The 23012-nt window shown below is 73.6% G+C and carries 16 protein-coding genes and 2 pseudogenes; 5 read left to right on the top strand and 13 right to left on the bottom strand.

Annotated features, from left to right (window positions below):
* The 3 genes and pseudogenes from ACLU3S_RS24590 to ACLU3S_RS24580 all read right to left on the bottom strand — a co-directional run.
* A pseudogene (locus tag ACLU3S_RS24590) lies at positions 1-512 on the bottom strand (hypothetical protein); the annotation flags it as partial.
* 171 nt (positions 513-683) lie between these two features.
* The gene (locus ACLU3S_RS24585) at positions 684-2621 is read right to left on the bottom strand and encodes a glycogen debranching N-terminal domain-containing protein (protein WP_413954114.1); all 1938 of its coding nucleotides are present in this window, start codon (positions 2619-2621) and stop codon (positions 684-686) included.
* Entirely contained in the window at positions 2621-4093 is a 1473-nt protein-coding gene (locus ACLU3S_RS24580; protein ID WP_413954113.1) for an MGH1-like glycoside hydrolase domain-containing protein, read from the bottom strand. The genes ACLU3S_RS24585 and ACLU3S_RS24580 overlap by 1 nt, the downstream gene beginning before the upstream one ends.
* Before the next feature lie 130 nt (positions 4094-4223).
* Between ACLU3S_RS24580 and ACLU3S_RS24575 the strand changes: the two genes are divergently transcribed.
* Positions 4224-5444, top strand: coding sequence for an ROK family protein (locus ACLU3S_RS24575; protein ID WP_413954112.1), 1221 nt, complete (start codon positions 4224-4226; stop codon positions 5442-5444).
* A gap of 418 nt (positions 5445-5862) precedes the next feature.
* Positions 5863-8583 (top strand): pyruvate, phosphate dikinase, encoded by a 2721-nt coding sequence (gene ppdK / locus ACLU3S_RS24570; RefSeq protein ID WP_413954111.1) that lies wholly within the window; start codon positions 5863-5865, stop codon positions 8581-8583.
* A 244-nt stretch (positions 8584-8827) separates the two neighbouring features.
* Here ppdK and ACLU3S_RS24565 read toward each other — a convergent pair whose 3' ends face one another.
* Positions 8828-9316, bottom strand: a complete 489-nt coding sequence (locus ACLU3S_RS24565; protein ID WP_413954110.1) for a DUF4232 domain-containing protein — start codon at positions 9314-9316, stop codon at positions 8828-8830.
* A gap of 173 nt (positions 9317-9489) precedes the next feature.
* Here ACLU3S_RS24565 and ACLU3S_RS24560 point away from each other — a divergent pair.
* Positions 9490-9903: pseudogene (locus tag ACLU3S_RS24560) on the top strand (SDR family NAD(P)-dependent oxidoreductase); the annotation flags it as partial.
* Between the two features lie 239 nt (positions 9904-10142).
* On the opposite strand, the gene nirD reads toward ACLU3S_RS24560, so the two are convergent.
* The 6 genes from nirD to ACLU3S_RS24530 all read right to left on the bottom strand — a co-directional run bounded on the left by nirD (position 10143) and on the right by ACLU3S_RS24530 (position 17805).
* Positions 10143-10493 (bottom strand): nitrite reductase small subunit NirD, encoded by a 351-nt coding sequence (nirD, locus tag ACLU3S_RS24555; protein WP_413954109.1) that lies wholly within the window; start codon positions 10491-10493, stop codon positions 10143-10145.
* Positions 10490-13099 carry a nitrite reductase large subunit NirB gene (gene nirB, locus ACLU3S_RS24550; protein WP_413954108.1) on the bottom strand — a complete coding sequence of 870 codons (2610 nt, stop codon included), beginning with the start codon at positions 13097-13099 and terminating at the stop codon, positions 10490-10492. Before nirB ends, nirD begins: the two co-directional genes overlap by 4 nt.
* The gene (locus tag ACLU3S_RS24545) at positions 13099-14313 is read right to left on the bottom strand and encodes an NAD(P)/FAD-dependent oxidoreductase (protein ID WP_413954107.1); all 1215 of its coding nucleotides are present in this window, start codon (positions 14311-14313) and stop codon (positions 13099-13101) included. Before ACLU3S_RS24545 ends, nirB begins: the two co-directional genes overlap by 1 nt.
* 185 nt (positions 14314-14498) lie before the next feature.
* Entirely contained in the window at positions 14499-15143 is a 645-nt protein-coding gene (locus ACLU3S_RS24540) for a class F sortase (RefSeq protein WP_413954106.1), read from the bottom strand.
* Between the two features lie 174 nt (positions 15144-15317).
* Positions 15318-15845, bottom strand: coding sequence for a hypothetical protein (locus tag ACLU3S_RS24535; protein ID WP_413954105.1), 528 nt, complete (start codon positions 15843-15845; stop codon positions 15318-15320).
* Positions 15846-16155: 310 nt separating this feature from the next.
* On the bottom strand, positions 16156-17805 hold the full coding sequence (locus tag ACLU3S_RS24530) for a M4 family metallopeptidase (protein ID WP_413954104.1): 1650 nt from the start codon (positions 17803-17805) through the stop codon (positions 16156-16158).
* A 138-nt stretch (positions 17806-17943) separates the two neighbouring features.
* On the opposite strand from ACLU3S_RS24530, the gene ACLU3S_RS24525 reads away from it, so the two are divergent.
* Positions 17944-18375, top strand: coding sequence for a gamma-glutamylcyclotransferase family protein (locus ACLU3S_RS24525; RefSeq protein ID WP_413954103.1), 432 nt, complete (start codon positions 17944-17946; stop codon positions 18373-18375).
* A gap of 331 nt (positions 18376-18706) precedes the next feature.
* Here the strand turns inward: ACLU3S_RS24525 and ACLU3S_RS24520 are convergent, their stop codons facing one another.
* The 3 genes from ACLU3S_RS24520 to ACLU3S_RS24510 all read right to left on the bottom strand — a co-directional run bounded on the left by ACLU3S_RS24520 (position 18707) and on the right by ACLU3S_RS24510 (position 22511).
* Positions 18707-19537 carry an arylamine N-acetyltransferase family protein gene (locus tag ACLU3S_RS24520; protein WP_413954102.1) on the bottom strand — a complete coding sequence of 277 codons (831 nt, stop codon included), beginning with the start codon at positions 19535-19537 and terminating at the stop codon, positions 18707-18709.
* Between the two features lie 59 nt (positions 19538-19596).
* Positions 19597-21732, bottom strand: coding sequence for a molybdopterin oxidoreductase family protein (locus tag ACLU3S_RS24515; RefSeq protein ID WP_413954101.1), 2136 nt, complete (start codon positions 21730-21732; stop codon positions 19597-19599).
* A 101-nt stretch (positions 21733-21833) separates the two neighbouring features.
* Positions 21834-22511 (bottom strand): vancomycin high temperature exclusion protein, encoded by a 678-nt coding sequence (locus tag ACLU3S_RS24510; protein WP_413954100.1) that lies wholly within the window; start codon positions 22509-22511, stop codon positions 21834-21836.
* Between the two features lie 218 nt (positions 22512-22729).
* Between ACLU3S_RS24510 and ACLU3S_RS24505 the strand changes: the two genes are divergently transcribed.
* On the top strand, positions 22730-23012 hold a 283-nt coding region (locus ACLU3S_RS24505; RefSeq protein ID WP_413954099.1), incomplete at its 3' end, for a sirohydrochlorin chelatase.

The raw sequence follows: 23012 nt of genomic DNA, 5'->3' as shown, positions 1-23012 counted from the left end.
TCGGCGGCGTCCGAGGAGGCGGCGCCTTCCGGTGGGGCCGCCGATGCGGCGTCGGGGTTGCCGGTGCCGGTGCCGTCCTTGGCGTCGGTGCGGCCGGCTTTCCCGGCGGGGTCCGTGTCCGCGACAGCGCCTTCCGCCGTGTTTTCCTCGGGCACGGCGCCGGCCTCGGACTCGGTGTCCGTGGTGTCGGCCTTCGGTGTGGTGTCCGTGGTGTCGGTCTCGTGTGCGGGGTCCGCGGTGCTGGTGCCGGGCGTCACGTTGCCGCTGGGCCCCGGCTCGGTGTCCGCGTCCTTGGCGCCGGGCTCGGTGTCCGTGGCGTCGGCCCTCGGCTCGGTGTCCGTGGCGTCGAGTGGGTCCTCCGTCGTGGCCTCGGCGGCCGTCTCGGAGATGTCGGTCTCGGAGATGTCGGAGTCGAGGACCGTCGGGGGTGTTTCGTCGGGGCCCCGTTCGGCGGCGTGTTCGGTCGCCCTGGCCGTACCCGGTGGCTGGCGCGTGCTGGTGTGCTGAGGCAACCCGGAGGTCCTTCCGTGCGAGACCCGTGACGGACGGCGGGCCACGCTGGGGAGGCTGGACGGGACCGGAGACCCGGACCGCCTGGCCCGCCGACATCCCGTACGGCCGATTCAGCGCCCCTGTTCACAGCACCTGGCAAACACCCGGCAAACCCCTCGCCAAGGCGGCCGTCAGGCGCCTCCCACCGCCGTGAGCAGCGCGAGCGGGGCCGCGGCCGAGCGGGACTCGCGGACGCACGCATGGGGGAAGGGCACCGGCTCGGGGTGGGTGTCGCGGCCGTAGCCCGCCAGCACCTCCGGGAGGCGGTGACCGGCGGCCGTCGCCGCGTCGACCAGCGCGTGGGCGACCGTACGGGCCTCGTCGTGCAGGCCGTAGCGGGCCAGACCCAGGGTGATCAGCGCGTTGTCGTGCGGCCACACCGAGCCGCGGTGGTAGGACAGCGGGTGGTACGCCGGCTGGCCCGCGGCCAGCGTGCGCACGCCCCAGCCGGAGAAGAAGTCGGGCTCCAGGAGCCTGCGGCCCACCAGTTCGCCGTACTCCTTGTCGAGCAGCCCGGTCCACAGCAGATGCCCGGCGTCCGAGGCCAGCGCGTCGATCCGGCGGCCCCGCCCGTCCAGCGCCAGCGCCGGGAAGGACGGCTCCGGCATCCAGAAGTCCCGCTGGAAGCGGTCGCGCAGATCGGCCGCCGCCTGTTCCAGCAGTGCCGCGTACGTCTCGTCGGCCCACACCGTGCGCGCCACCCACGCGGTCCGGCGCAGCGCGTCGTAGGCATAGCCCTGGGCGCCCGCCGCCATCACCGCCCCGGTGGGCCGGGTGCCGTCGGCGCAGCAGATCGCGCCGGGGGAGTCCTTCCAGTTCTGGTTGGCGAGGCCGCCCTCGTCGGCGCGGTAGACGAGGTAGCCGCGGGAGGTCAGGCCGCCGTGGTCGAGCATCCAGGCGACGGCCGCGCGGGCGTGCCCCTCCAGCCGGCGGGCCAGGGCCGTGTCCCCGGTCCGCTCGGTGTACGCGCCGAGCAGCACCAGGAACAGCGGGGTGGCGTCGACCGAGCCGTAGTAGCGCCCGTACGGCACCTGCCCGAAGTGCGCCAGCTCGCCGTGGCGCACCTCGTGCACGATCTTGCCGGGCTGGCCGACCCGGGACGCCCCCGCGCCGGTCGCCTGCGTGGCGGCCAGAGCGAGCAGCGTGGCCGCGGCCGTCCGCGGGCGGTAGGGCAGCGCGAACAGGGAGGTGAGCAGGGTGTCCCGGCCCAGCAGCGTGAGAAACCAGGGGGCGCCGCCGGCCGGCACCCGCAGCTCCTCGCCGTCGGGGCCGGTGGCCGGCACCTGCAGCGCCGCGAGGTCGGCGAGGCCCCGCGCACAGGCCGCCGCCAGCTCCGGCCAGCCGGTGGGGAAGGCCACGCCCTCCACGAACTCGCCTTCCAGGGCGTGGAGTTGTGCGTTGACCGCGGCCGGGTCGCGGGGGACGCGCAGCGCGCGCCGGTCCCCGTGCGGGCGGGCCATCACCCGCAGCACCAACTCGCGCGTGCCGTGCGGCTCCAGCTCCAGCGCCCAGACCAGGCGGCGGGCGCCCGTGCCGGTCTCCTCCACGGCGTCGGGTGCCGGCTCCGCCGTGATGGTCGTACAGGACGTCCATTCCGCGCGCCGGTAGGTGAACTCGATGCCGTCGTCCATGACGACGCGGGAGCGCTGGGCGCCGGCCTTGACGTAGGTGCGGTGGTCGGAGCGGAGCTCGAACTGGTCGGTGAAGTCGGCGTCGGCGGTGATGGCCAGCCGGACGGTCGTGGGCACCGGCCGGTTGCTGGTCACGCGCACTGTCTCCACGAACGAGCTGTCGCCGACGGCCTGCTCCCGGAAGAGCGTGTGCGCCGGGGGCTCCTGGCGCCCGCCGCGCGGCACGAGGACGCACCGCGCGGTGTCGCCGTCCGCGACCGGGGTGAGCACCTCGGGCACCGCGCCCTCGACGGTCAGCTGCCAGCGGCTGAGGTGTCGGGCGTCGCGCACGAACAACCCGTCCGGGGAGCTGCCGCCGCGCACCCCGCTGATGTCGCCCCGGTCGCCCACGGCGGCGAAGGTCGCCCCGCGCACGAGCAGATGATGCCGGTCGGTCATCACCGGACTCCTCCCTCGTCACTCCTGTCGAACGTGCCGGTGCCCGACGGGGACACGCCCTGTCCGGGGCTCTTGAGAAGCTCTTGGTGCAGCTCATGGTGCAGGTCCAGGGCCAGCGCGGCGGTCCAGCCGAAGCCGGTCGCGCCGCACGCCTCGCCGGTGTACGGGTCGACGTACTCGGCGAAACCGGTGCCGTCGGCGAGCTCCAGCACGGCGTCGCGCAGCGCGTCGGCCAGCGCCCGCTCGCCGTGCGTGCGCAGCCCCCGCTCCAGCAGCCAGGCGGTGTTGAACCAGGCCGGGCCGCGCCAGTAACGGTGCGGGTCGAAGGCCTCGCCGAGGAGGTCGTGGCTGGGGACCAGCCGGGTGCGGTGGCCGAACCCGAAGTGCGGGCCGCACAGGGTGCGCACCAGCGCGGCGGCGGCCTCCCCGGGCAGCCCGGGCAGCAGCAGCGGGACCAGCCCGGACACCCCTCGCTCGGGGATCAGCCCCCCGCCCCGCAGGTCCCGGCACAGGAACATCCCGGCCGCCGGCGACCACAGCCGCTCCACCAGTGCGGCCGTCAGCCGCTCGGCGCGCGCGTGCCGGGCGGTGCCGGCCGCGCCCAGCTCCCCGGCGATCCGGGCGAGCGCGTGCTCGGAGGCGATGAGCAGCGCGTTGAACGCCGGGTCCTCGACGGCGAACTCACCGCCGCCGTCGGCGTACCGCGCGTCCCGGTAGTCGGCGGCCAGCCGCACGTACCGGCCGTAGTCCAGGTCCGTCGGCCGGTCCTCGGGGGCGCCGTGGTCGAGGTCGGCGCGGCGGAAGGAGCGGGCCGGGGCCGGGGCGATCCGGGCGAGCGGGGCGTCCCAGCAGGGGCTGTTGTCCATCCCCTGCTCCCAGGGGTGGACGACGGAGACCAGCCCGCCGCCGCCCAGGTCCCGCCGGTGCAGCAGATAGCGGTGCCAGGCGGCCAGCCGCGGGTACGTCCGGGCCAGAAAGCCCCGGGCGCGAGAGAGTTCGGGGTCGGCGCGGTGCACCAGCCAGACCGCCAGCGCGTGCACCGGTGGCTGCACGATGCCCGAGGTCTGTACGGTGCGCGGGGCGCCCGCGGCCCGTCCGGCGGTGGCCGAGCGCCAGAAGTCGGGGCCGGGGAAGTACGCGTCGAGCGGTACGGAGGGGTTGAAGACGATGTGCGGCACGCGCCCGTCGGCCCACTGTGCCGCCAGCAGCGTCTCCAGCTCGGTCTGGGCGCGCAGCGGCGAGAGATGCCTGAGGCCGATCGCGATGAACGCCGAGTCCCAGGACCACTGGTGGGGGTACAGCTTTCGGGAGGGGACCGTCGAGGTGCCCGTCCAGTTCGCCTCCAGCACCCGTGCCGCGCGCACGTGCAGGGGCGTGGTGGGGGACGGGGCAGGAGACGCGGCGGGGGCCGGTGGAGCGTACGCGATCCCGTACTCCGTGGGTCGGGCGGTGAGCTGGGCAGTGCGATCCACGCGGGGCTCCCCGAGGACGAAGAGGTCCGGCCGGCCGACCGGGTTTGGCGGAGGCTACCGTAGGGTTACGTCCATTTAACACGCAAAACTCAATATGTAAGGCAAACTTGAGAAGCACAAGGGGGTGCGCATGACCGGACGTGCGGGGAGAACCGGGAGGAGCGGAAGCCAGGCGGGCGCCGGCGATCTGCTCGAACTGGTGCGCAGTGGACGGGCCGTGACGCGCGGCGCGCTGCAGCAGGCGACCGGACTGTCCCGCGCGACCGTCGCCCAGCGCCTGGACCGGCTGTTCCGGGCCGGCTGGCTGCGCGAGGGCGCCGGGGGCCCGGTCGACTCGCCGCTCGGCGGGCGCCCCTCCATCACCCTGGAGTTCGACGACTCCCATGCCGTGGTCCTCGCCGCCGACCTCGACACCCGGCACGCCCGGGCGGCCGTCCTCTCGCTGACCGGCGAGGTCCTGGCCGAGCACTCCGGCGCGCTGGCGGTCGACGACGGCCCGGAGCCGGTGCTGGGCGAACTGGGCCGCTGGTTCGCCGAGTTGCTGGAGAAGGCCGGCCACCGGGCCGCGGAGGTGTGCGGCATCGGACTCGCCGTGCCCGGACCGGTGGGCAGCGGGACCGGCCGGGTGGTCCAGCCCCCGATGATGCCCGGCTGGGACGGCTACGACATGGCGGGCCGCCTCTCCCGCGCCTTCACCGAGCACACCGGCGCCCCGGCGGTCCCGGTCCTGGTGGACAACGACGCCAACCTCATGGCCTACGGCGAGCAGCGCACCGGCCACCCGGACTGCGCGGCCTTCGTGCTGGTGAAGGTGTCCACCGGCATCGGCGCCGGGGTCGTGGTCGACGGCTCGATCTACCGGGGGATCGACGGCGGCGCGGGCGACATCGGGCACATCCGGGTCGGCGCGGACGCGGTGTGCCGCTGCGGGTCCCAGGGATGTCTCGCCGCCGTGGCGAGCGGCGGCGCCGTGGCCAGGCGGCTGGCCGAGGCCGGGGTGCCGGCCGCCTCCGGCGCGGACGTGCGGGACCTGCTGGCGGCGGGCCACCCGCAGGCGGCGGCGCTGGCCCGGGAGGCCGGCCGCCGGGTCGGGGACGTGCTGGCCACCGTCGTCACCCTGCTCAACCCGGGCGTGCTGATGATCGCGGGCGACCTGGCCGGCACGCCCTTCCTCACCGGCGTGCGCGAGCTGCTGTACCAGCGGGCGCTGCCCCGCTCCACGGCCCACCTGGACGTCGTCACCTCCCGGCTGGGGGAGCGGGCCGCGCTCATCGGAGCGGGCGCGCTGGTCGTGGAGCACCTCTACGCACCGGAGCGGGTGGAGGAGCGGCTGCGCGCTCTGGGCGTGTGACACGGCTGTTTTCCGGACGTTTCGGGTCCGGAAGGCGGTCCGCATGGTGAAATCGCGGCCGTTGTGGCAGCGTGATTCTCGCCACCCTTGATAAGGGTTGCGCTCAGATGAGCGGATCATGGGCGACATTACTTCTCCAAGGGGTGGCACTCGGTGCCACCCCGTGATCGTTCATCGAGCGAAATCAGTCGTGGCGTGACGCGCTCATATGAGCGGGAAACCGGCATGCATGGACCTGAATGCGTTCAAGAAGTGAAAACATCGACGCCGCTCGGCTTGCCAAGCTTTGACTTTCGATCCACTGGCGGACGAGTGGTTACAGGCGCATGACGCGCAAGTGGACGTACCCACCTGCCTTTGATCTGGGTATGTTCCTCGCCGTCAGGGCAGCCACCGTGGCCTCAAGGAGTCGAGACCCGTGTCGGAAAACAAAGAACCCCACGTAGCGAAGTTCGTTTACGACTTCACCGAGGGCAACAAGGACCTCAAGGACCTCCTCGGCGGCAAGGGCGCCAACCTCGCCGAGATGACCAACCTGGGTCTCCCGGTCCCTCCCGGCTTCACCATCACCACGGAGGCCTGCAAGGTCTACCTGGACAGCGGTGAAGAGCCCGCGGCACTGCGTGACGAGGTGAGTGCGCACCTCGAGGCGCTCGAGGCCCGCATGGGCAAGAAGCTCGGCCAGCCCGACAACCCGCTGCTGGTGTCGGTCCGCTCGGGCGCCAAGTTCTCCATGCCGGGCATGATGGACACCGTCCTCAACATCGGACTCTCCGACAAGTCCGTGCAGGGCCTGGCCAAGCAGGCCGGCGACGACCGGTTCGCCTGGGACTCCTACCGCCGCCTCATCCAGATGTTCGGCAAGACCGTCCTCGGCGTCGACGGCGACCTCTTCGAGGAGGCCCTGGAGAAGGCCAAGGAGGCCAAGAAGGTCACGGTCGACACCGACCTGGAGGCCGCCGACCTGAAGAAGCTGGTCGCCACCTTCAAGAAGATCGTCAAGAAGGAGGCCGGCCGGGAGTTCCCGCAGGACCCGCGCGAGCAGATGGACCTCGCCATCAAGGCGGTCTTCGACTCCTGGAACGGCGACCGCGCCAAGCTCTACCGCCGCCAGGAGCGCATCCCGCACGACCTCGGCACCGCCGTCAACGTCTGCTCGATGGTCTTCGGCAACCTCGGCCCCGACTCCGGCACCGGCGTCGCCTTCACCCGCGACCCCGCCTCCGGCCACCAGGGCGTCTACGGCGACTACCTGCAGAACGCCCAGGGCGAGGACGTGGTCGCGGGCATCCGCAACACCGTCCCCCTCGCCGAGCTGGAGTCGATCGACAAGAAGTCGTACGACCAGCTCATGCAGATCATGGAGACGCTGGAGAACCACTACAAGGACCTGTGCGACATCGAGTTCACGATCGAGCGCGGCCAGCTGTGGATGCTCCAGACCCGCGTCGGCAAGCGCACCGCCGGCGCCGCCTTCCGCATCGCCACCCAGCTGGTGGACCAGGGCCTGATCGACGAGACCGAGGCGCTCCAGCGCGTCACCGGCGCCCAGCTCGCCCAGCTGATGTTCCCGCGCTTCGACGAGCACGCGAAGGTCGAGCAGGTGGCGCGCGGCATCGCGGCGTCTCCGGGTGCGGCGGTCGGCAAGGCGGTCTTCGACTCCTACACGGCCGTGAAGTGGTCCCGCTCCGGCGAGAAGGTCATCCTGGTCCGCCGTGAGACCAACCCCGACGACCTGGACGGCATGATCGCGGCCGAGGGCATCCTGACCTCCCGCGGCGGCAAGACGTCCCACGCGGCCGTGGTGGCGCGCGGCATGGGCAAGACCTGTGTCTGCGGCGCGGAGGAGCTCGAGGTCGACACCAAGCGCCGCCGCATGACGATCCCCGGCGGCCACGTCGTGGAAGAGGGCGACGTCATCTCCATCGACGGCTCGACGGGCAAGGTCTACCTGGGCGAGGTCCCGGTCGTGCCGTCACCGGTGGTGGAGTACTTCGAGGGCCGCATGCACCCGGGCGCCGACGACGCCGACGAGCTGGTCGAGGCCGTCCACCGCATGATGGCCTTCGCCGACCGCAAGCGCCGGCTGCGGGTGCGCGCCAACGCCGACAACGCCGAGGACGCGCTGCGGGCCCGCCGCTTCGGCGCGCAGGGCATCGGCCTGTGCCGCACCGAGCACATGTTCCTCGGCGAGCGCCGCGAGATGGTCGAGAAGCTGATCCTCGCCGACACCGAGGAGGAGCGGGAGGCCGCCCTCGCCGAGCTGCTGCCGCTGCAGAAGAAGGACTTCGTCGAACTCTTCGAGGCGATGGACGGGCTTCCGGTCACGATCCGCCTCCTCGACCCGCCGCTGCACGAGTTCCTCCCCGACATCACCGAGCTGTCGGTCCGCGTGGCCCTGGCCGAGTCCCGCCAGGAGCCGCACGAGAACGACCTCCGGCTGCTCCAGGCGGTGCACCGTCTGCACGAGCAGAACCCGATGCTCGGCCTGCGCGGCGTGCGCCTCGGCCTGGTCATCCCCGGCCTGTTCACCATGCAGGTCCGCGCGATCGCCGAGGCCGCGGCGGAGCGCAAGCTGGCGAAGGGCGACCCGCGCGCCGAGATCATGATCCCGCTCGTCGGCACCGTCCAGGAGCTGGAGATCGTCCGCGAGGAGGCCGACCAGGTCATCGCCGAGGTCCAGGCGGCGAGGGGCACGCAGCTGAAGCTGGCGATCGGCACGATGATCGAGCTCCCGCGCGCCGCGCTGACCGCCGGCCAGATCGCCGAGGCGGCCGAGTTCTTCTCCTTCGGCACCAACGACCTGACGCAGACCGTCTGGGGCTTCTCCCGCGACGACGTCGAGGCCTCCTTCTTCACGGCCTACCTGGAGAAGGGCATCTTCGGGGTCTCCCCCTTCGAGACGATCGACAAGGACGGCGTCGGCTCCCTGGTCAAGGCGGCGGCGGAAGCGGGGCGGCGCACCCGTCCCGACCTCAAGCTCGGCGTCTGCGGCGAGCACGGCGGCGACCCCGAGTCGGTCCACTTCTTCCACGAGGCCGGCCTGGACTACGTCTCCTGCTCCCCCTTCCGCATCCCGGTCGCCCGGCTCGAGGCGGGCCGCGCCGCCACGAACTCGGAGGGCAGCGACCACCGCTAGGCCACCGCCAAGTCCTGCCGGGCCGCATGACCCCGGAGCCGTCGCCGGTCCCCGACCCTCACCGATCGACGGCGGCTCCGGCGCACGAAGAGGAGGGGCGGCACCCTGTGCGGGGGTGCCGCCCCTCCGGTGTCCTCCGCCCCGGAAGACCCGGAAGACCCGGAAGACCCGGAAGGCCCGGAAGACGCGGGGTGATCGGGACGGCGCCCGGTGGTGGGTGCCGCCCGCCGCGGGGGAGCCTCGGTCAGAACAGGCCCTGCGTGTTGACCGGACCCACCTGGAAGATGCCCGAGCACGTCGTCCAGGGGGCCGGGACCAGGGTGGCGGTGTAGGAGGCCGGCGGGTAGACGCGCAGGTAGGTGCCGGTGCGCAGGCAGGGGCTGCCCACCGGGCCGTTGGTGGTGCGCAGGACCGCCGAGGCCGAGTGGCCCGGGGCGAGCGTGACGGTTGCGTAGGAGCGGCCGCTGCGGGTGGCGGCCGGGCCGATTTGGTGGTGCGCGGTGTCCAGGACGCTGACGCCCGGGTAGCCGCGCAGGGCGCAGCTGGACGTGCTGGTGTTGGTGAACGTGAGCGGCCAGTACAGCGACCCCGCCGCGCCCTCCTTGCGGCCCATGGAGAGGTACAGGTCGCTCACCGTGCAGGTCCGGACGGTCGTCGAGGTCCGTGCCGCCGCCGAGGTCGCGTTCCACGCGGCTCCCGTGGCCGTGAGCCCCACGAGCGCGGCGGTCAGCACGGCGGCCGCACCGCGCCGGGGGAATGCCCGGAGAAATCTCCGAGGGTACCGATACTGAAACATGGCGTATCCGCCTCCAACGGGCGAATGGGTGGATGAAGGTCCACCGTGTTGGATGCGCCCGGTCCCGGAAAAGTTGTGCATCGCCGAGGTGAACCGGAGGAAATCGGCCTATGACCGGCTGGACCACCGCCGACATCCCCGACCTTACCGACCGCACCGCCGTCGTCACCGGCGCCAACAGCGGCCTGGGCTACGTCACCGCCCGTGAGCTGGCGCGCAAGGGAGCCCGGGTGGTGCTGGCGTGCCGGAGCGAGGCGCGCGGGAGCGGTGCCGTCGAGCGGATCGGGCGGGAGGTGCCGGGGGCGCGGGTGGAGCTGCGCCTGCTCGACCTGGGGGATCTCGCGAGCGTGCGGGGGTTCGCGCGGGCACTGCCGTACGACCGGCTGGATCTGCTCGTCAACAACGCCGGCGTGATGGCCCTGCCGTACGGGACGACCGCCGACGGGTTCGAGACGCAGTTCGGCGTCAACCACCTCGGGCACTTCGCGCTCACGGCGCTGCTCCTGTCGAGACTGCGGGCCGCCGAGGACGCGCCCTGGACCGTCGACGACGCCATGGCCCGGCGGCTCTGGCGGGAGTCGGCGCGGCTGACCGGCGTGACCTGCGGCGCCCTCGGCGGGGACACCTAGTCCCCTCGCGGTGGCACACCGCCGCGACACCCCTTCGTCATCGGCGCTCATGGCTGACCGCCGGGCCTCCCGGGCGGTCGGTGGCGAGGGCGCCGGCGAGTCCGCCGGGCCGGCCGGCTCGGCGGACGGCCGCGTCAGACGCTGCGCACCTCGTACGCCGTCACCCGCGCGGACGCGTCGTCCAGGCACTCCCCGGTGGCCAGGTCGAAGCGCTGCTTCAGCAGGGGGGAGGCCACGAACGGGCGGCCCTCGTGGGTGCCGGTCAGGCCGCGGGAGAGGACGGCCGCGCCGGTGAAGGGGTCGCGGTTGTCGACGGCGTACAGACGGTCGGCGCGGTCGCGGAAGAGGGCCACCTGGCGGCCGTCCGGCAGCAGCGCGGCCACCCCGCGGCCCGGGGTCAGCGCGCTCAGCTCGCAGGCCGTGAACCAGCCGTCGGCAAGCCGCAGTTGGACTTTGAGGTCGGTCGTCTCGAGGGCCAGGGTCATCGCTGGGCGCTTCCTTCCAGGACGTCGTCGGCGGGCCGCGTGCCGATGGACAGCAGCGGCAGGTCGGGCTTGATCTGGTCGCGCTCGGGGACGAAGGCGACCACGGGGTCCGGGGTGTCCGGCGCGTTCACGAAGGACACGAACCGGGCCAGCTTCTCGGGGTCGTTGACGGTCTCGGCCCACTCGTCGCGGTAGTGCGCGACATGGGCCTGCATGAGCCGTTCCAGCTCGTCGCAGATGCCGAGCGAGTCGTGCACCACCACGTCCCGCACGTGGTCCAGGCCGCCCGGGATCCGCTCCAGCCAGGTCGAGGTGCGCTCCAGCCGGTCGGCGGTGCGGATGTAGAACATCAGGAACCGGTCGATGAGGCGCACCAGTTCGGCGTCGGACAGGTCCTGCGCGAGCAGGTCGGCGTGGCGCGGGGTGGCGCCGCCGTTGCCGGCGACGTAGAGGTTCCAGCCGTTGGCGGTGGCGATCACCCCGAAGTCCTTCGACTGCGCCTCGGCGCACTCGCGCTGGCAGCCGGAGACCGCCGACTTCAGCTTGTGCGGGGAGCGCAGGCCCCGGTAGCGCAGCTCCAGGTCGATCGCCATCCTGACCGAGTCCTGCACGCCGTACCGGCACCAGGTCGAGCCCACGCAGGACTTCACCGTGCGCAGCGCCTTGCCGTAGGCGTGGCCGGACTCGAAGCCGGCGTCCACCAGGCGGGCCCAGATCAGCGGCAGTTGCTCGACCCGCGCGCCGAACATGTCGATCCGCTGACCTCCGGTGATCTTCGTGTAGAGGCCGAAGTCCCGGGCGATCTCGCCGATCACGATCAGCTTCTCGGGGGCGATCTCGCCGCCGGGGATGCGCGGCACGACCGAGTACGAGCCGTTCTTCTGCAGGTTGGCCAGGAAGTGGTCGTTGGTGTCCTGCAGGGCCGCCTGCTCGCCGTCCAGGACGTAGCCGCTCGCGCCGATCGCCGGGGCGAGGGAGGCGATGATCGAGCCGACGGCGGGCTTGCAGACCTCGCAGCCGTCGCCGCCGCGGGCGCCCTCGCGGCCGTAGCGGTCGAGCAGCTCCCGGTACGAGGTGATGCGCAGCGCGAGGACGATCTCGTACAGCTCCTCGCGGGTCCGGGCGAAGCAGCCGCACAGCCCCTTGTCGACCACGACGCCGGACGCCTCCAGCTCGGCGGTGACCAGCTGGCCCAGCACCTTCACGCAACTGCCGCACCCCGTACCGGCCTTGGTGCACTTCTTCACCTCGGGCACCGTGGTGCACCGGTGGTCGGTGACCGCGCCCCGGATCGTGCCCTTGCTGACGTTGTGGCAGGAGCAGACGATCGCGTCGTCGGGCAGTGCGGAGGGGCCGAGCCGGGCCCCCGGGTCGGCTCCGGCGGGCAGGACGAGCGACTCGGGGGAGACGGGGGGAACCGAACCGGTCAGCGCGCGCAGGGTGCCGTACGCCTCCGCGTCGCCGACGAGGATGCCGCCGAGCAGCGTGCCGTCCTTGCCGATGACCAGCTTCTTGTACAGGCCCGCGCGGGAGTCGGAGTAGACGACGTCCAGGCAGTCCTCGGCGGTGCCGTGCGCGTCGCCGAAGGACGCCACGTCCACGCCGAGCAGCTTCAGCTTGGTCGACAGGTCCGCGCCGGTGAAGGACGCCTCGTCGCGGGCGATCGTGGCCGCGGCCGTCTCCGCCTGCTCGTAGCCGGGCGCCACCAGCCCGTACACCCGGCCGTCGGCCGCCAGCGCGCACTCGCCGATCGCGAAGACGTTCGGGTCGGTGACGGTGCGGCACTGCTCGTCGACGGTGATGCCGCCGCGCTCGCCGACGGCGAGACCGCAGCCCCGGGCCAGCTGGTCGCGCGGACGCACACCGGCGCTGAACACCACCATGTCGACGGCGAGTTCGGAGCCGTCGGACAGCTTCATGCCGGTCACCGAGCCGTCGGCGCCGGTGACGATCTCCTGGGTGCCGGTGCCCGTGTGCACGGTCAGGCCCATGCCCTCGACGGTCCGCAGCAGGGCCGCGCCGCCGCCCTCGTCGACCTGCACCGGCATCAGGCGCGGCGCGAACTCCACGATGTGGGTGTCGAGTCCGAGGCCCTTGAGCGCTCCGGCCGCCTCCAGGCCCAGCAGGCCGCCGCCGACCACGGCGCCCGTCGTCGCCTTCGCCCGCGCGTACTCCTCGATGGCGAGGAGGTCCTCGATGGTCCGGTACACGAAGCAGCCGGCCGCGTCCTTGTTCGGCACCGGCGGCACGAAGGGGTAGGAGCCGGTGGCGAGCACGAGCACGTCGTAGCCGACGGTGAGCCCGGAGCGGGCGGTGACCGTGCGGGCGGCCCGGTCGATCGTCCGCGCCGGGTCGCCGAGGTGCAGCTCGATGCCGTGGTCCTCGATGAACCGCGGGTCGGCGAGCGACAGTTCCTGAGGCGTACGGCCGGAGAAGTACGAGGTCAGCTGCACGCGGTCGTAGGCCGGGCGCGGCTCCTCGCACAGCACGACCACGCGGTGCGTGGCGGTCAGGCCGCGCTCGGCGAGCGCTTCGAGGAAGCGCTGGCCGACCATGCCGTGGCCGACGAGCACGATCGTGGGGGTGGCCCCCGGGGTGGCGGTCATCAGGAGCCTCCATCGTTGGTGAGCAGGTGGAGCAGGGGGCCGTCGTCGGGGAGCGGCTCGGCTCCCTCCCAGGCGCGGGCGAGCGCGCCGACGGTGCCGAGTTCGCCGACGAGGACCCCGCCGACCAGGCGGTCGTCGCGGACGACGACCTTGCGGTAGGTGCCGCGGGTGGCGTCCGCGAGGCGCACCACGTCGTCGCCGGGGCGCGGCTCGGGCTCGCCGAACGCGGCGAGGTCGAAGGGGGAGTCGGGGCCGGTCAGGGTGAGCCGGGTCAGCGAGCGCGTGCCGGAGTACCGCGCGCCCGCCGTGCCGGTGAGCAGCTCGGCGAGGACGTCGGCCTGTTCCAGCGCCGGGGCGGCGAGGCCGTAGACCGTGCCGTCGTGCTGGGCGCAGTCGCCGATGGCGCGGATGTGCGGGTCGCAGGTGCGCAGCTCGTCGTCGACCAGGACGCCCTTGTGGACGGCGAGGCCCGCCTGCTGCGCCAGGCCGGTGCGCGGATGCACCCCGCAGGCGACGACCACGAGGTCGGCGTCGAGCGCGTATCCGTCGGCCAGCTCCACCGAGCGGACCGCGCCGCCGACGCAGCGCACGTCCCGCACCCGGCACTCGGTGTGCACCTCGACGCCGAGACCGGTCAGGTGCCGCAGCACCAGCCGGGAGGCGTCCGGGTCGAGCTGGCGCTCCATGAGCCGCTCGGCCTGCTGGGCGAGGACCACCTGGGCGCCGCGCACGGCGAGCGCGCGGGCGGCGGAGACGCCGAGCAGCCCGCCGCCGATGACGACCGCCCGCACGCCCGGCCGCACCGCCTTGGCCAGGCCCAGGCAGTCGTCCAGGGTGCGGAACGCGTGGACGCCCTCGGGGAGCCGGCGGTCCGGGGTGAACAGGCCGCGCAGCGGCGGCAGCACCGGGTTGGAGCCGGTCGCCAGGACGAGCGTGTCGTAGGCGATCGTGGTGCCGTCGGCGCAGGCGACGGTCCGGGCGGCCCGGTCGATGCCGGTGACCCGGGTGCGCAGCAGCCCGGCGGGCACCGGCAGGGCGATCACCTCGGGGGCGTACCGGCCGGCCAGCACCTCGGCGAGCAGCACCCGGTTGTACGGCGGGTGGTCCTCCTCGCCGACGAGGAGCGCGGGCGTGCCCAGCTCGCCGAGCCGCCGGGCGAGCCGTACGCCCGCGAGGCCGGCGCCGATCACCACCACACGCGTATTCGAGGTCATGTCCCGAGCGTGCGGGTGGGACGTTACCCGGTGGCATCACCCCTGTTTCCCACGGGGAACGCTGCCCTCAGCAGGGGCGCGCGGCGGGTGTGAGGGTCCCGTGCGCGCGCCGGGGAGGGCTGTGAGGTGCGCCGGCCGCCCTCCGGGAGTACGGCGGGTGCCGTACCCGGGGATGCGGCCCCGGCCTAGCGGCTGCCCGTCAGGTGGGCGAAGACGACCACGTTGCCCTGGTAGCCGGTGGCCTTGGAGTAGCCGCCGCCGCAGGTGATCACCCGCAGCTCGGGGCGGTGGGCGGCGCCGTACACCTTGGCGTCGGGGAAGTCGCGGGCCGAGTAGACCTCCACCGCGTCCACGGTGAACTCGGCCACGGTGCCGTCCCGGCGGTCCACCTCGATGCGGGCGCCCCGCTTGAGCGCGCCGAGGTCGTAGAAGACGGCGGGGCCCTCGGTGTTGTCGACATGGCCGGCGACGATCGCGGTGCCCGTCTCGCCGGGCATGGTGCCGGCCTCGTACCAGCCGGCCAGGTTCTTGTCCGCGGCGGGCGGCACGTCCAGGCTGCCGGAGGGGGTGAGGCCGAGGCCCATCAGCGGGGCGTTCACCCGGATCGAGGGGATCCGGATCCGCAGCGGCGGGGACGGCGGCAGCGAGGGCCCGGCCAGCCGCTCCTCGACCGGGTCGGGGCGGCTCTCGGCGGCGGACGGCTGCGGGGGCGTGTGCGCCGGGCCGCCCAGCAGCCACACCCCCGAGCCGAGGGCGATGACGGTGACGGCGGCTATCGCGGTGTCCCCGAGCCTGCGCCTGCGCGCCGCGCGTGTTCGCGTGCTGCGCATACGAACCCCTCTCCCGGGGGCGGACCCCCGAACCGGGTCCGGGGCGCCGTCCCGGGCCGGGGCGCCCCGGTGTGGTGCGGTGGATCCCCTCCCCCTCCGGGCCGCGAGGGGCATCGGACCCGGAGCGGGAGGGGACGTGTGCGGTACCTGCGGACGGACAGCGGAGGGTGCCCGTCAGATCCCGTCGCCTCTCGCCCGGCGATGCAGGAGCCAGGTACCGCCCGCGGCGGCGACGGCCAGAGCCGCCACGCCCGCCGCGGTCTGCACGGGGTCGGGGCCGAGTGCGCCGCCGACCCCCGTCTTCACGCTTCCCCGCGGCTGCACCTGTTCGTGCGCCGCGCTCAGTGCCACCACCAGGTCGCCCGTCACCTGCCGGTCGCCCTCCGCGCACTTCGCGACGATCTCGTACGTCCCCGGCTGCGCGCTGGACGGTACCCGGAACTGGCCGATCGCCTCGCCGTTGTGCGCGCTGGGCGCCAGCATGAACGTGCCGGCGCCCACCGCGCCCGCGTCGCCGGTCGCGACGCCCTTGTCGCCGCACGCGGCGGTGTTCACGCTGACCTGCCCGCCGGGCACGGCCGTGGAGGGGTACACCTCGAGCGTGCCGGTGCCGGCGCCGGCGCCGTAGGCGGGTACGGCGGTGAGGGCTGCCGCGGCCACGGCGAACCCGGTACCGGTCAGCAGACGGGCGGTGCGTCGCATGGTGCTCCCCAGAGCTTGTCCGACTGGTGTCTCCCCTGCCCTTTCGAGGTAAGTGGGTCCGGGCCCGGTCCGCCTCCCGGGAGTCCGCCGGAAATGCGGTGAACGGGTGTCGTCCGCGGCCCCCACACAGCGCAACGTCCGGGGAGTCTTCACAGGTCAGGGGCGTGATCGTGAGCTTGGGAAGATAATCGTACGAAGAAAACACGAATGGGCTGACGGCTGCCGTTGAACGGGTGACGGAGCGTCAGGGGCACGGCTCGGGCCGGTGCCCGCGAGGGGACACCGGCCCGGGACCGTCACCGCGGGACGATCAGTTCACGTTGACCGCGCTCCAGGCCGCGGCCACCGTGTTGTACTCCGTGCTGCCCGCGCCGTAGAGGTCCTTGGCCGCGTTCAGGGTCGCGGCCCGCGCGCCCGCGTAGTTCGTCGAGGACGTCATGTAGACCGTCAGCGCCCGGTACCAGATCCGGCCGACCTTGTCCCGGCCGATGCCGGTGATCGTGGAACCGTTGTAGGTGGGCGAGTTGTAGGCGACGCCGTTGATGGTCTTCGGCCCGCTGCCCTCCGCCAGCAGGTAGGCGAAGTGGTTGGCGACACCGGAGGAGTAGTGGACGTCGAGGTTCCCGACCGACGAGCTCCAGTAGTCCGCGGAGCTGCCGTCCTTGGACGGCCGGTCCATGTAGCGCAGAGCGCTCTTGCCGAAGCCGGGGCGGACGATCTTCTCGCCGATCAGGTAGTCACCGGGGTCCGAGGGGTTGTCGGCGTACCACTCGACCATCGTGCCGAGGATGTCGGAGGTGGCCTCGTTCAGCCCGCCGGACTCGCCGGAGTAGGTCAGCGCGGCGGTCTTGGACGTCACCCCGTGCGTCATCTCGTGCCCGGCCACGTCCAGCGCCACCAGGGGCCCGAAGGTGGTCCCGTCGCCGTCGCCGTACGTCATGCAGAAGCAACTGTCGTCCCAGAAGGCGTTGTTGTAGCTGTTGCCGTAGTGGACGCGGTTGAACGAGCCCTTGCCGTCGCCGCCGATGCCGTTGCGGCCGTGCACGTTCTTGTAGTAGTCCCAGGTCTCGTCGGTGCCGTACTGGGCGTCGACGGCGGCCGTGGAGCGGTCGGCGCCGCTGCCCGTGCCCCAGTGGTTGTCGGCGTCCGTGAACAGGGTCGCGGGCGCCCGGCTGAAGCAGATGCCGAGGAAGCACAGGTCCGTCTTGTTGGCGGCGTCACCGGTGTAGGTGTTGCCCCGCGTCGGGTCCTTGAGCTGGTAGGACGAGCCGGACTGGGTCGTCTGCAGCGCCACCGTGCCGCTGTAGAGCGACTGGCCGTCGCCGGCGGCCGTCTCGATGGCGTCCCACGCGTCGATCCGGGTGCCCGTGCGGGCGTCGGTGATCACTGTGCGGGCGACCGGGTTGCCGAGCGAGTCCAGGCCGACGGCGTTGGTGCGCCAGGCCAGCCTGGGCGCGCCGTGCAGCGCGTCGATGACCAACTGGGGCTTGGCCTTGACCTGTTGCAGCCGCTCGCCCAGGTTGGCCGCGCGCAGCGCGTTCACCGCGAGGTCGGCGGCCTTCGGGGCGGAGATCTCCGGGGTGGTCGAGGGCAGCGAGATGGCGCTGCGGGTGGCCCGGTCGGCGCCGCGGTAGCCGCCGTTCGGGGCGAGGTGGACGACGAAGTCGCCGCCGAGCACCGGGAGGTTGTGGTACGTGCGGTCGTAACGGACGTGCTGGGTGCCGTTCCTGTCCACGATCACGTCACGGACGCTGGTGCCCTGAGCGGAGGTCAGGCCCAGGCTCGCCGCGTGGGACAGCAGGGCCGACGCCGCGTGCTCGATCGCGGTGGCCCGGGTGGGTCCGGTGGCGGCGTGGGCGGCGGGGGACAGGGTGACGGCCAGCAGGGTCGCGGTGGTGACGGCGACGCCGGCGGTCGCGAGACGACGGGATCCTCGGGCAGGCTGCCGTATCGGGCTCATCGGTCTCCTTGGGAAGGCGCCAGGCTAGGCGGGGGAAGGCGCTGGATGTCACTGAGATTTAAGGGGCCATGACATGTCATGTCCATAGCGTCTCCATGGAGATGTGTGTGGAGGCGGAGGGGGACCAGAATCGTTTCCGTGATCACCACGGATCCCCGAGACCCGCTGCCCTTCTTCGTCTACGGCACCCTGCGCCCCGGCGAGCCGAACCACGACCTCTACCTGCGCGGGCGCACCCTCGCCGAGGAACCCGGCCGCCTGCCGCGCGCCGTGCTCTACGACGGGCCCGGCTATCCGTACGCCGTCGAGCAGCCCGGCGGTGAGGTGCGCGGCGAACTGGTGACCGCGCGCCCGGACGCCTACGGCGAACTCCTCGCCGCCCTGGACCGGCTGGAGGAGTACGTGCCGGGCGACCCCCGCAACCTCTACGAACGCGTCGCCCGGCCCGTCCTGCGCGGCGACGGCACCCTCGTGCGTGCCTGGGTCTACCTGGCCGCCCCACCCGTCGCCGCCCGGCTGCGCACCTGCGGCACCCGCATCGAGGACGGCGACTGGCGGTCCCGCCGCTGACCCGGCCCACGGGCCCCGGCCCGGCGGTTCTTGGCGGCGGTCTCGGTCCGGTGCTCTCGGCCTGGGGGTTTCGGCCCGGCGGTCTCGGTCCGGCGGTCTCGGCCCGGCTCTCTCCGCCCGGCGGTCTCAGCCCGGGAGTCTCAGCCAGCGGCCTCGGCAGCGGTCTCGGCCCGGCGGTCTCGGTACGGCGCTCTCGGTACGGCGCTCTCGGCTCAGCCCTCTCCGGCCCGGGAGTCTCAGCCAGCGGCCTCGGCAGCGGTCTCGGCCCGGCGGTCTCGGCCCGGCGGTCTCGGTCCGGCGGTCTCGGCCCGGCTCTCTCCGCCCGGCGGTCTCAGCCCAGCAGTCTCAGCCCCTCCGGAATCTCGACGCTGAACTCCTCCTCCACCACGCGCCGCGCCTCGGCCTCGTCGGCGAGCGTGCGCTCGGTGACCGCGCCGTCGGCCCGCGTCTCGGTCAACCGGTCGCCGTCCAGGGAGAGATGACGCTCCGCCGTGGTCCGCTGCAGATAGGGGCGGCGGGTGAAGGGGGAGCGCGGGTTGGTGCCGACGTGCCAGTTGAACACCTCGAAGTCGGCGGCGGCGAACGGCTCCAGCGTGAACGCGTACTGGCCGACCCACTCGCCCCGCTGCCTGTCGTACGCCTGCAACGCCCACAGCTCCAGCGGGCCGTCGTGCGGCAGCCGCGCGAAGCGGTGGCGGCGCCCGGCGCCCTCGAACTCGGCGCCGAGGACCAGGGGCACCGGCGTCAGCAGCGCGCCGCGCGCCCCGAAGCCGACGTCCGCCAGATACGGTCGCGGATCACCCGGGACGGCGACCCTCAGCATCGCGTGCGTCCGCGGCCGCTCCTCGGGCGTCCCGGCGCCCAGCACCACGCGCGCGGTCAGCGCGGTCACCCGGAACCCGAGCGCTTCCAGCGCTCGCCACAGGAGCAGGTTGTGCTCGTAGCAGTAGCCCCCGCGCCGGCCGTGCACCATCTTGGCCATCAGATCGGCCATGGCCAGCGACGGCGCCCGCCCGGCCAGCGGGTCCAGATTCTCGAAGGTCAGGGACCGGGCGTGGGCCAGATGCACCCCGTGCAGGGTCGCCAGGCCCGCCCGCCGGTCACCCTGCCACCCGATGCGGCCCAGGTAGGCGTCGAGATCGAACTGCTCGCTGTCGGACATGCTCCGACCGTACGCCGCGCCCGCCCGCGCCCGCCTCGGCCCACGGGCGGAAACGCGGTCTACACCCCCGGGCCGAGAACCTCCACCCGCACCGCGCAGGACTTGAACTCCGGCATGCCGGAGGTGGGGTCGAGGGCCGGGTTCGTGAGGGTGTTGGCACGGCCCTCGCCCGGCCAGTGGAAGGGCATGAAGACGGTGTCCGGGCGGATGGCGGCGGTGATCCGCGCGGGCGCCACCGCGCGGCCCCGGCGGGAGACCACCGCCACCGGCTCGCCCTCGGCCGCCCCGAGCCGGGCCGCGAGGCGCGGGTGCAGCTCCACGAAGGGTCCGGGCGCGGCCGCGTTCAGCTCCGGCACCCGCCGGGTCTGCGCCCCCGACTGGTACTGCGCCACCACCCGGCCGGTGGTCAGCAGCAGCGGGTACTCGTCGTCCGGCTCCTCCGCCGTGGCCCGGTGCGCCACGGCGACGAACCGCGCGCGCCCGCCCGGCGTGGCGAAACGGTCCAGGAACAGACGGGGGGTGCCGGGGTGGACGGCGGTCCCGGCGGCCTCCGCCGCATCCACCGGGCTCCTTTCGCGGGAGCCGCTCTCCGGGTCCGGGCAGGGCCAGAAGACCCCGTTCTCCTTTGCGAGCCTGCGGTAGGTGATCCCGGAGTAGTCCGCCGGGCCGCCCGCGCTGGCCCGGCGCAGCTCCTCGAAGGTCTCCTCCGGGTCGGTGGGGAAGCCCTTCTCCACACCCAGGCGGGCCGCGAGTTCGTGCAGGACGTACAGGTCGCTGCGGACGCCCGGCGGGGGGCTGACGGCCCTGCGGCGGAGCAGGACCCTGCCCTCCAGGCTGGTCGTGGTGCCCGTCTCCTCCGCCCACTGGGTGACCGGCAGCACGACGTCCGCCAGTTCGGCCGTCTCGGACAGCACGACGTCCGCGACCGCGAGGAAGTCCAGGGACCGCAGCCGCCGCTCGACGTGCGCCGCGCGCGGCGCGGAGACCACCGGGTTGGAGCCCATCAGCAGCAGCGCCCGCACGTCCGTGCCGAGGGCGTCGAGGAGTTCGTACGCGCTGCGCCCGGGGCCGGGCAGGGCGTCGGGGTCGACGCCCCACACCCCGGCCACGTGCCGCCGGGCCGCCGGGTCGTCCAGCTTGCGGTAGCCCGGCAACTGGTCGGCCTTCTGGCCGTGTTCGCGGCCGCCCTGCCCGTTGCCCTGCCCGGTCAGGCAGCCGTACCCGGACAGCGGACGGCCCGCCCGCCCGGTCGCCAGGCACAGGTTGATCCACGCGCCCACCGTGTCCGTGCCCTTGGACTGCTGCTCGGGACCGCGCGCGGTGAGCACCATCGCCGACTCGGGCGCGCAGAACAGCCGCACGGCCTCGCGCAGGTGCGGAACGGACACCCCCGTGATCCGCTCCACGTACTCCGGCCAGTGCGCCATCGCCGCCGCCCGGGCCTCCTCCCAGCCGCTCGTCCGCTCCCGGATGTAGGCGTCGTCCGTGCGGCCCTCGGCCACCACCAGGTGCAGCAGGCCCAGCGCCAGGGCGAGATCCGTGCCGGGGCGGGGCGCGAGGTGCAGGTCCGCCTGCTCGGCCGTCCTGGTCCGGCGCGGGTCGACGACGATCAGGGTGCCGCCGTTCTCGCGCAGTTCGGTGAAGAAGCGCAGCGACGGCGGCATGGTCTCGGCGAGGTTGGAGCCGACCAGGATCACGCACCCGGTTCTGGGGATGTCCTCCAGCGGGAACGGCAGCCCCCGGTCCAGCCCGAACGCCTTCGCGCCGGCGGCCGCGGCCGACGACATGCAAAACCGGCCGTTGTAGTCGATCTGCGAGGTGCCCAGCACGACCCGCGCGAACTTGCCCAGCGCGTACGCCTTCTCGTTCGTCAGCCCGCCCCCGCCGAAGACCCCCAGCGCGTCCGGGCCGTACCGGTCCCGCGTCGCCCCGAGCCGCTCGGCGACCAGGTCGAGCGCCTCGGCCCAGCCCGCCTCTACCAGCCGGCCGCCGGAGCGCACCAGCGGCGAGGTCAGCCGCACCGCCGGCGACAGCACGGCGGCCGCCGTACGGCCCTTGCCGCACAGCGCGCCCCGGTTGACCGGGAAGTCCGCCCGCTCGGTCACCTCGACGCCCCCCTGCGGCAGGGGCGTGATGTTCATCCCGCACTGCAGGGCGCAGTACGGGCAGTGGGTGGGCGTCGAGGTGTTCTCCATGCCGTCCAGCGTGCGTCCGGCGTGTTACGGCCCCGTGCCGCCTCCGGTTACGCGCCCGGCACGGCGACCTCCCCGCGCCCCGCCGGACGCGGTGAGGGACGTCACCGCCCGGCGGCGAGCGCCCGCGCGATCCCGGGCTCCTTCGGCCCCAGGAACTGCGGAGCGGGCCGGAACACCGCGTCCAGCACCGCCTTGCCCGCCGCGAACACCTCGCGCGTACCGCCGTAGTACCAGGTGACGTCGTGCCGGTCGTCGACCCCGACCCCGTACGCGTCCACGCCCGCCGCCTCGCACAGGGCCACCGCCCGGCGGATGTGGAAGCCCTGGCTGACCAGCACGGCCCGGTCCACCCCGAAGATCTTCTTGGCCCGCACGCACGAGTCCCAGGTGTCGAAGCCCGCGTAGTCCCGCACGACCCGGTCGCCCGGCACCCCGTGCCGCGTGAGGTACGCGCGCATGGCGTCCGGCTCGTCGTAGTCCTTGCGGCTGTTGTCCCCGGTGACCAGGACGGCCCTGATCCGCCCCGCCCGGTACAGCCGCACCGCCGCGTCCAGCCGGTGCGCGAGGTACCGCGACGGCCGCCCGTCGTCCAGCCCGGCGCCGAACACGACCGCGACCGGGGCGTGCGGCGCGTTCGCCGTCGTGCGCAGCCGGTGCGCCGTGGACACGTACAGCCAGGTCGCCGGCAGCAGCGCCAGCACGCACCCGGCCACCACGGCCTGCACCAGCCGCCGCTGCCCGGCACGCGTGCGCGGCAACCGCGGTCGACGGATCTTCATACGGCCCCCTTCGTAGGGCCCCGGTGCGGGGGTCCGATCTGGTTCCGACCTCGTTCCGATCTCGTTTCGATCGGTTCTGATCAGTTCTGCTGAGTGAGGACGCCGCCGCGCGTGATCCGGTTCGCCTCACATCGCGCATCCGTACGGCGTGAAGCAGCGGAAAACGCCCGTGACGGCCCGGCAACGGCCACGCAATCTCGCGCGGTCAGGATCGTTCCATGACGGCGTCGCACCCCTCCCGCTCCGAGTCCCGCGTCCACCTCGACAGCACGGCGCACCTGATGGACAGCATCGGCAGCCAGGTCGCCGGCCGGCTGCGGCTGCTGTCCCCGCTCGGCCGCCGCGCCGCGCCGCCCGCCCTGGTCCTGGTCGCCCACGGCAGCCGCGACCCGCGGGCGCTCGCCACCGTGCGGGCGCTCGCGGACCGGGTGCGCGCGCTGCGCCCCGCCCTGCCCGTCCACCTGGGCCACATCGAGCTGAACGAGCCGCTGCTCCCGGACA

Origin of the sequence: Streptomyces sp. AF1A (assembly GCF_047340315.1) — a bacterium.
GTDB lineage: Bacteria > Actinomycetota > Actinomycetes > Streptomycetales > Streptomycetaceae > Streptomyces.
This window is presented reverse-complemented; position numbering and strand designations above follow the sequence as displayed.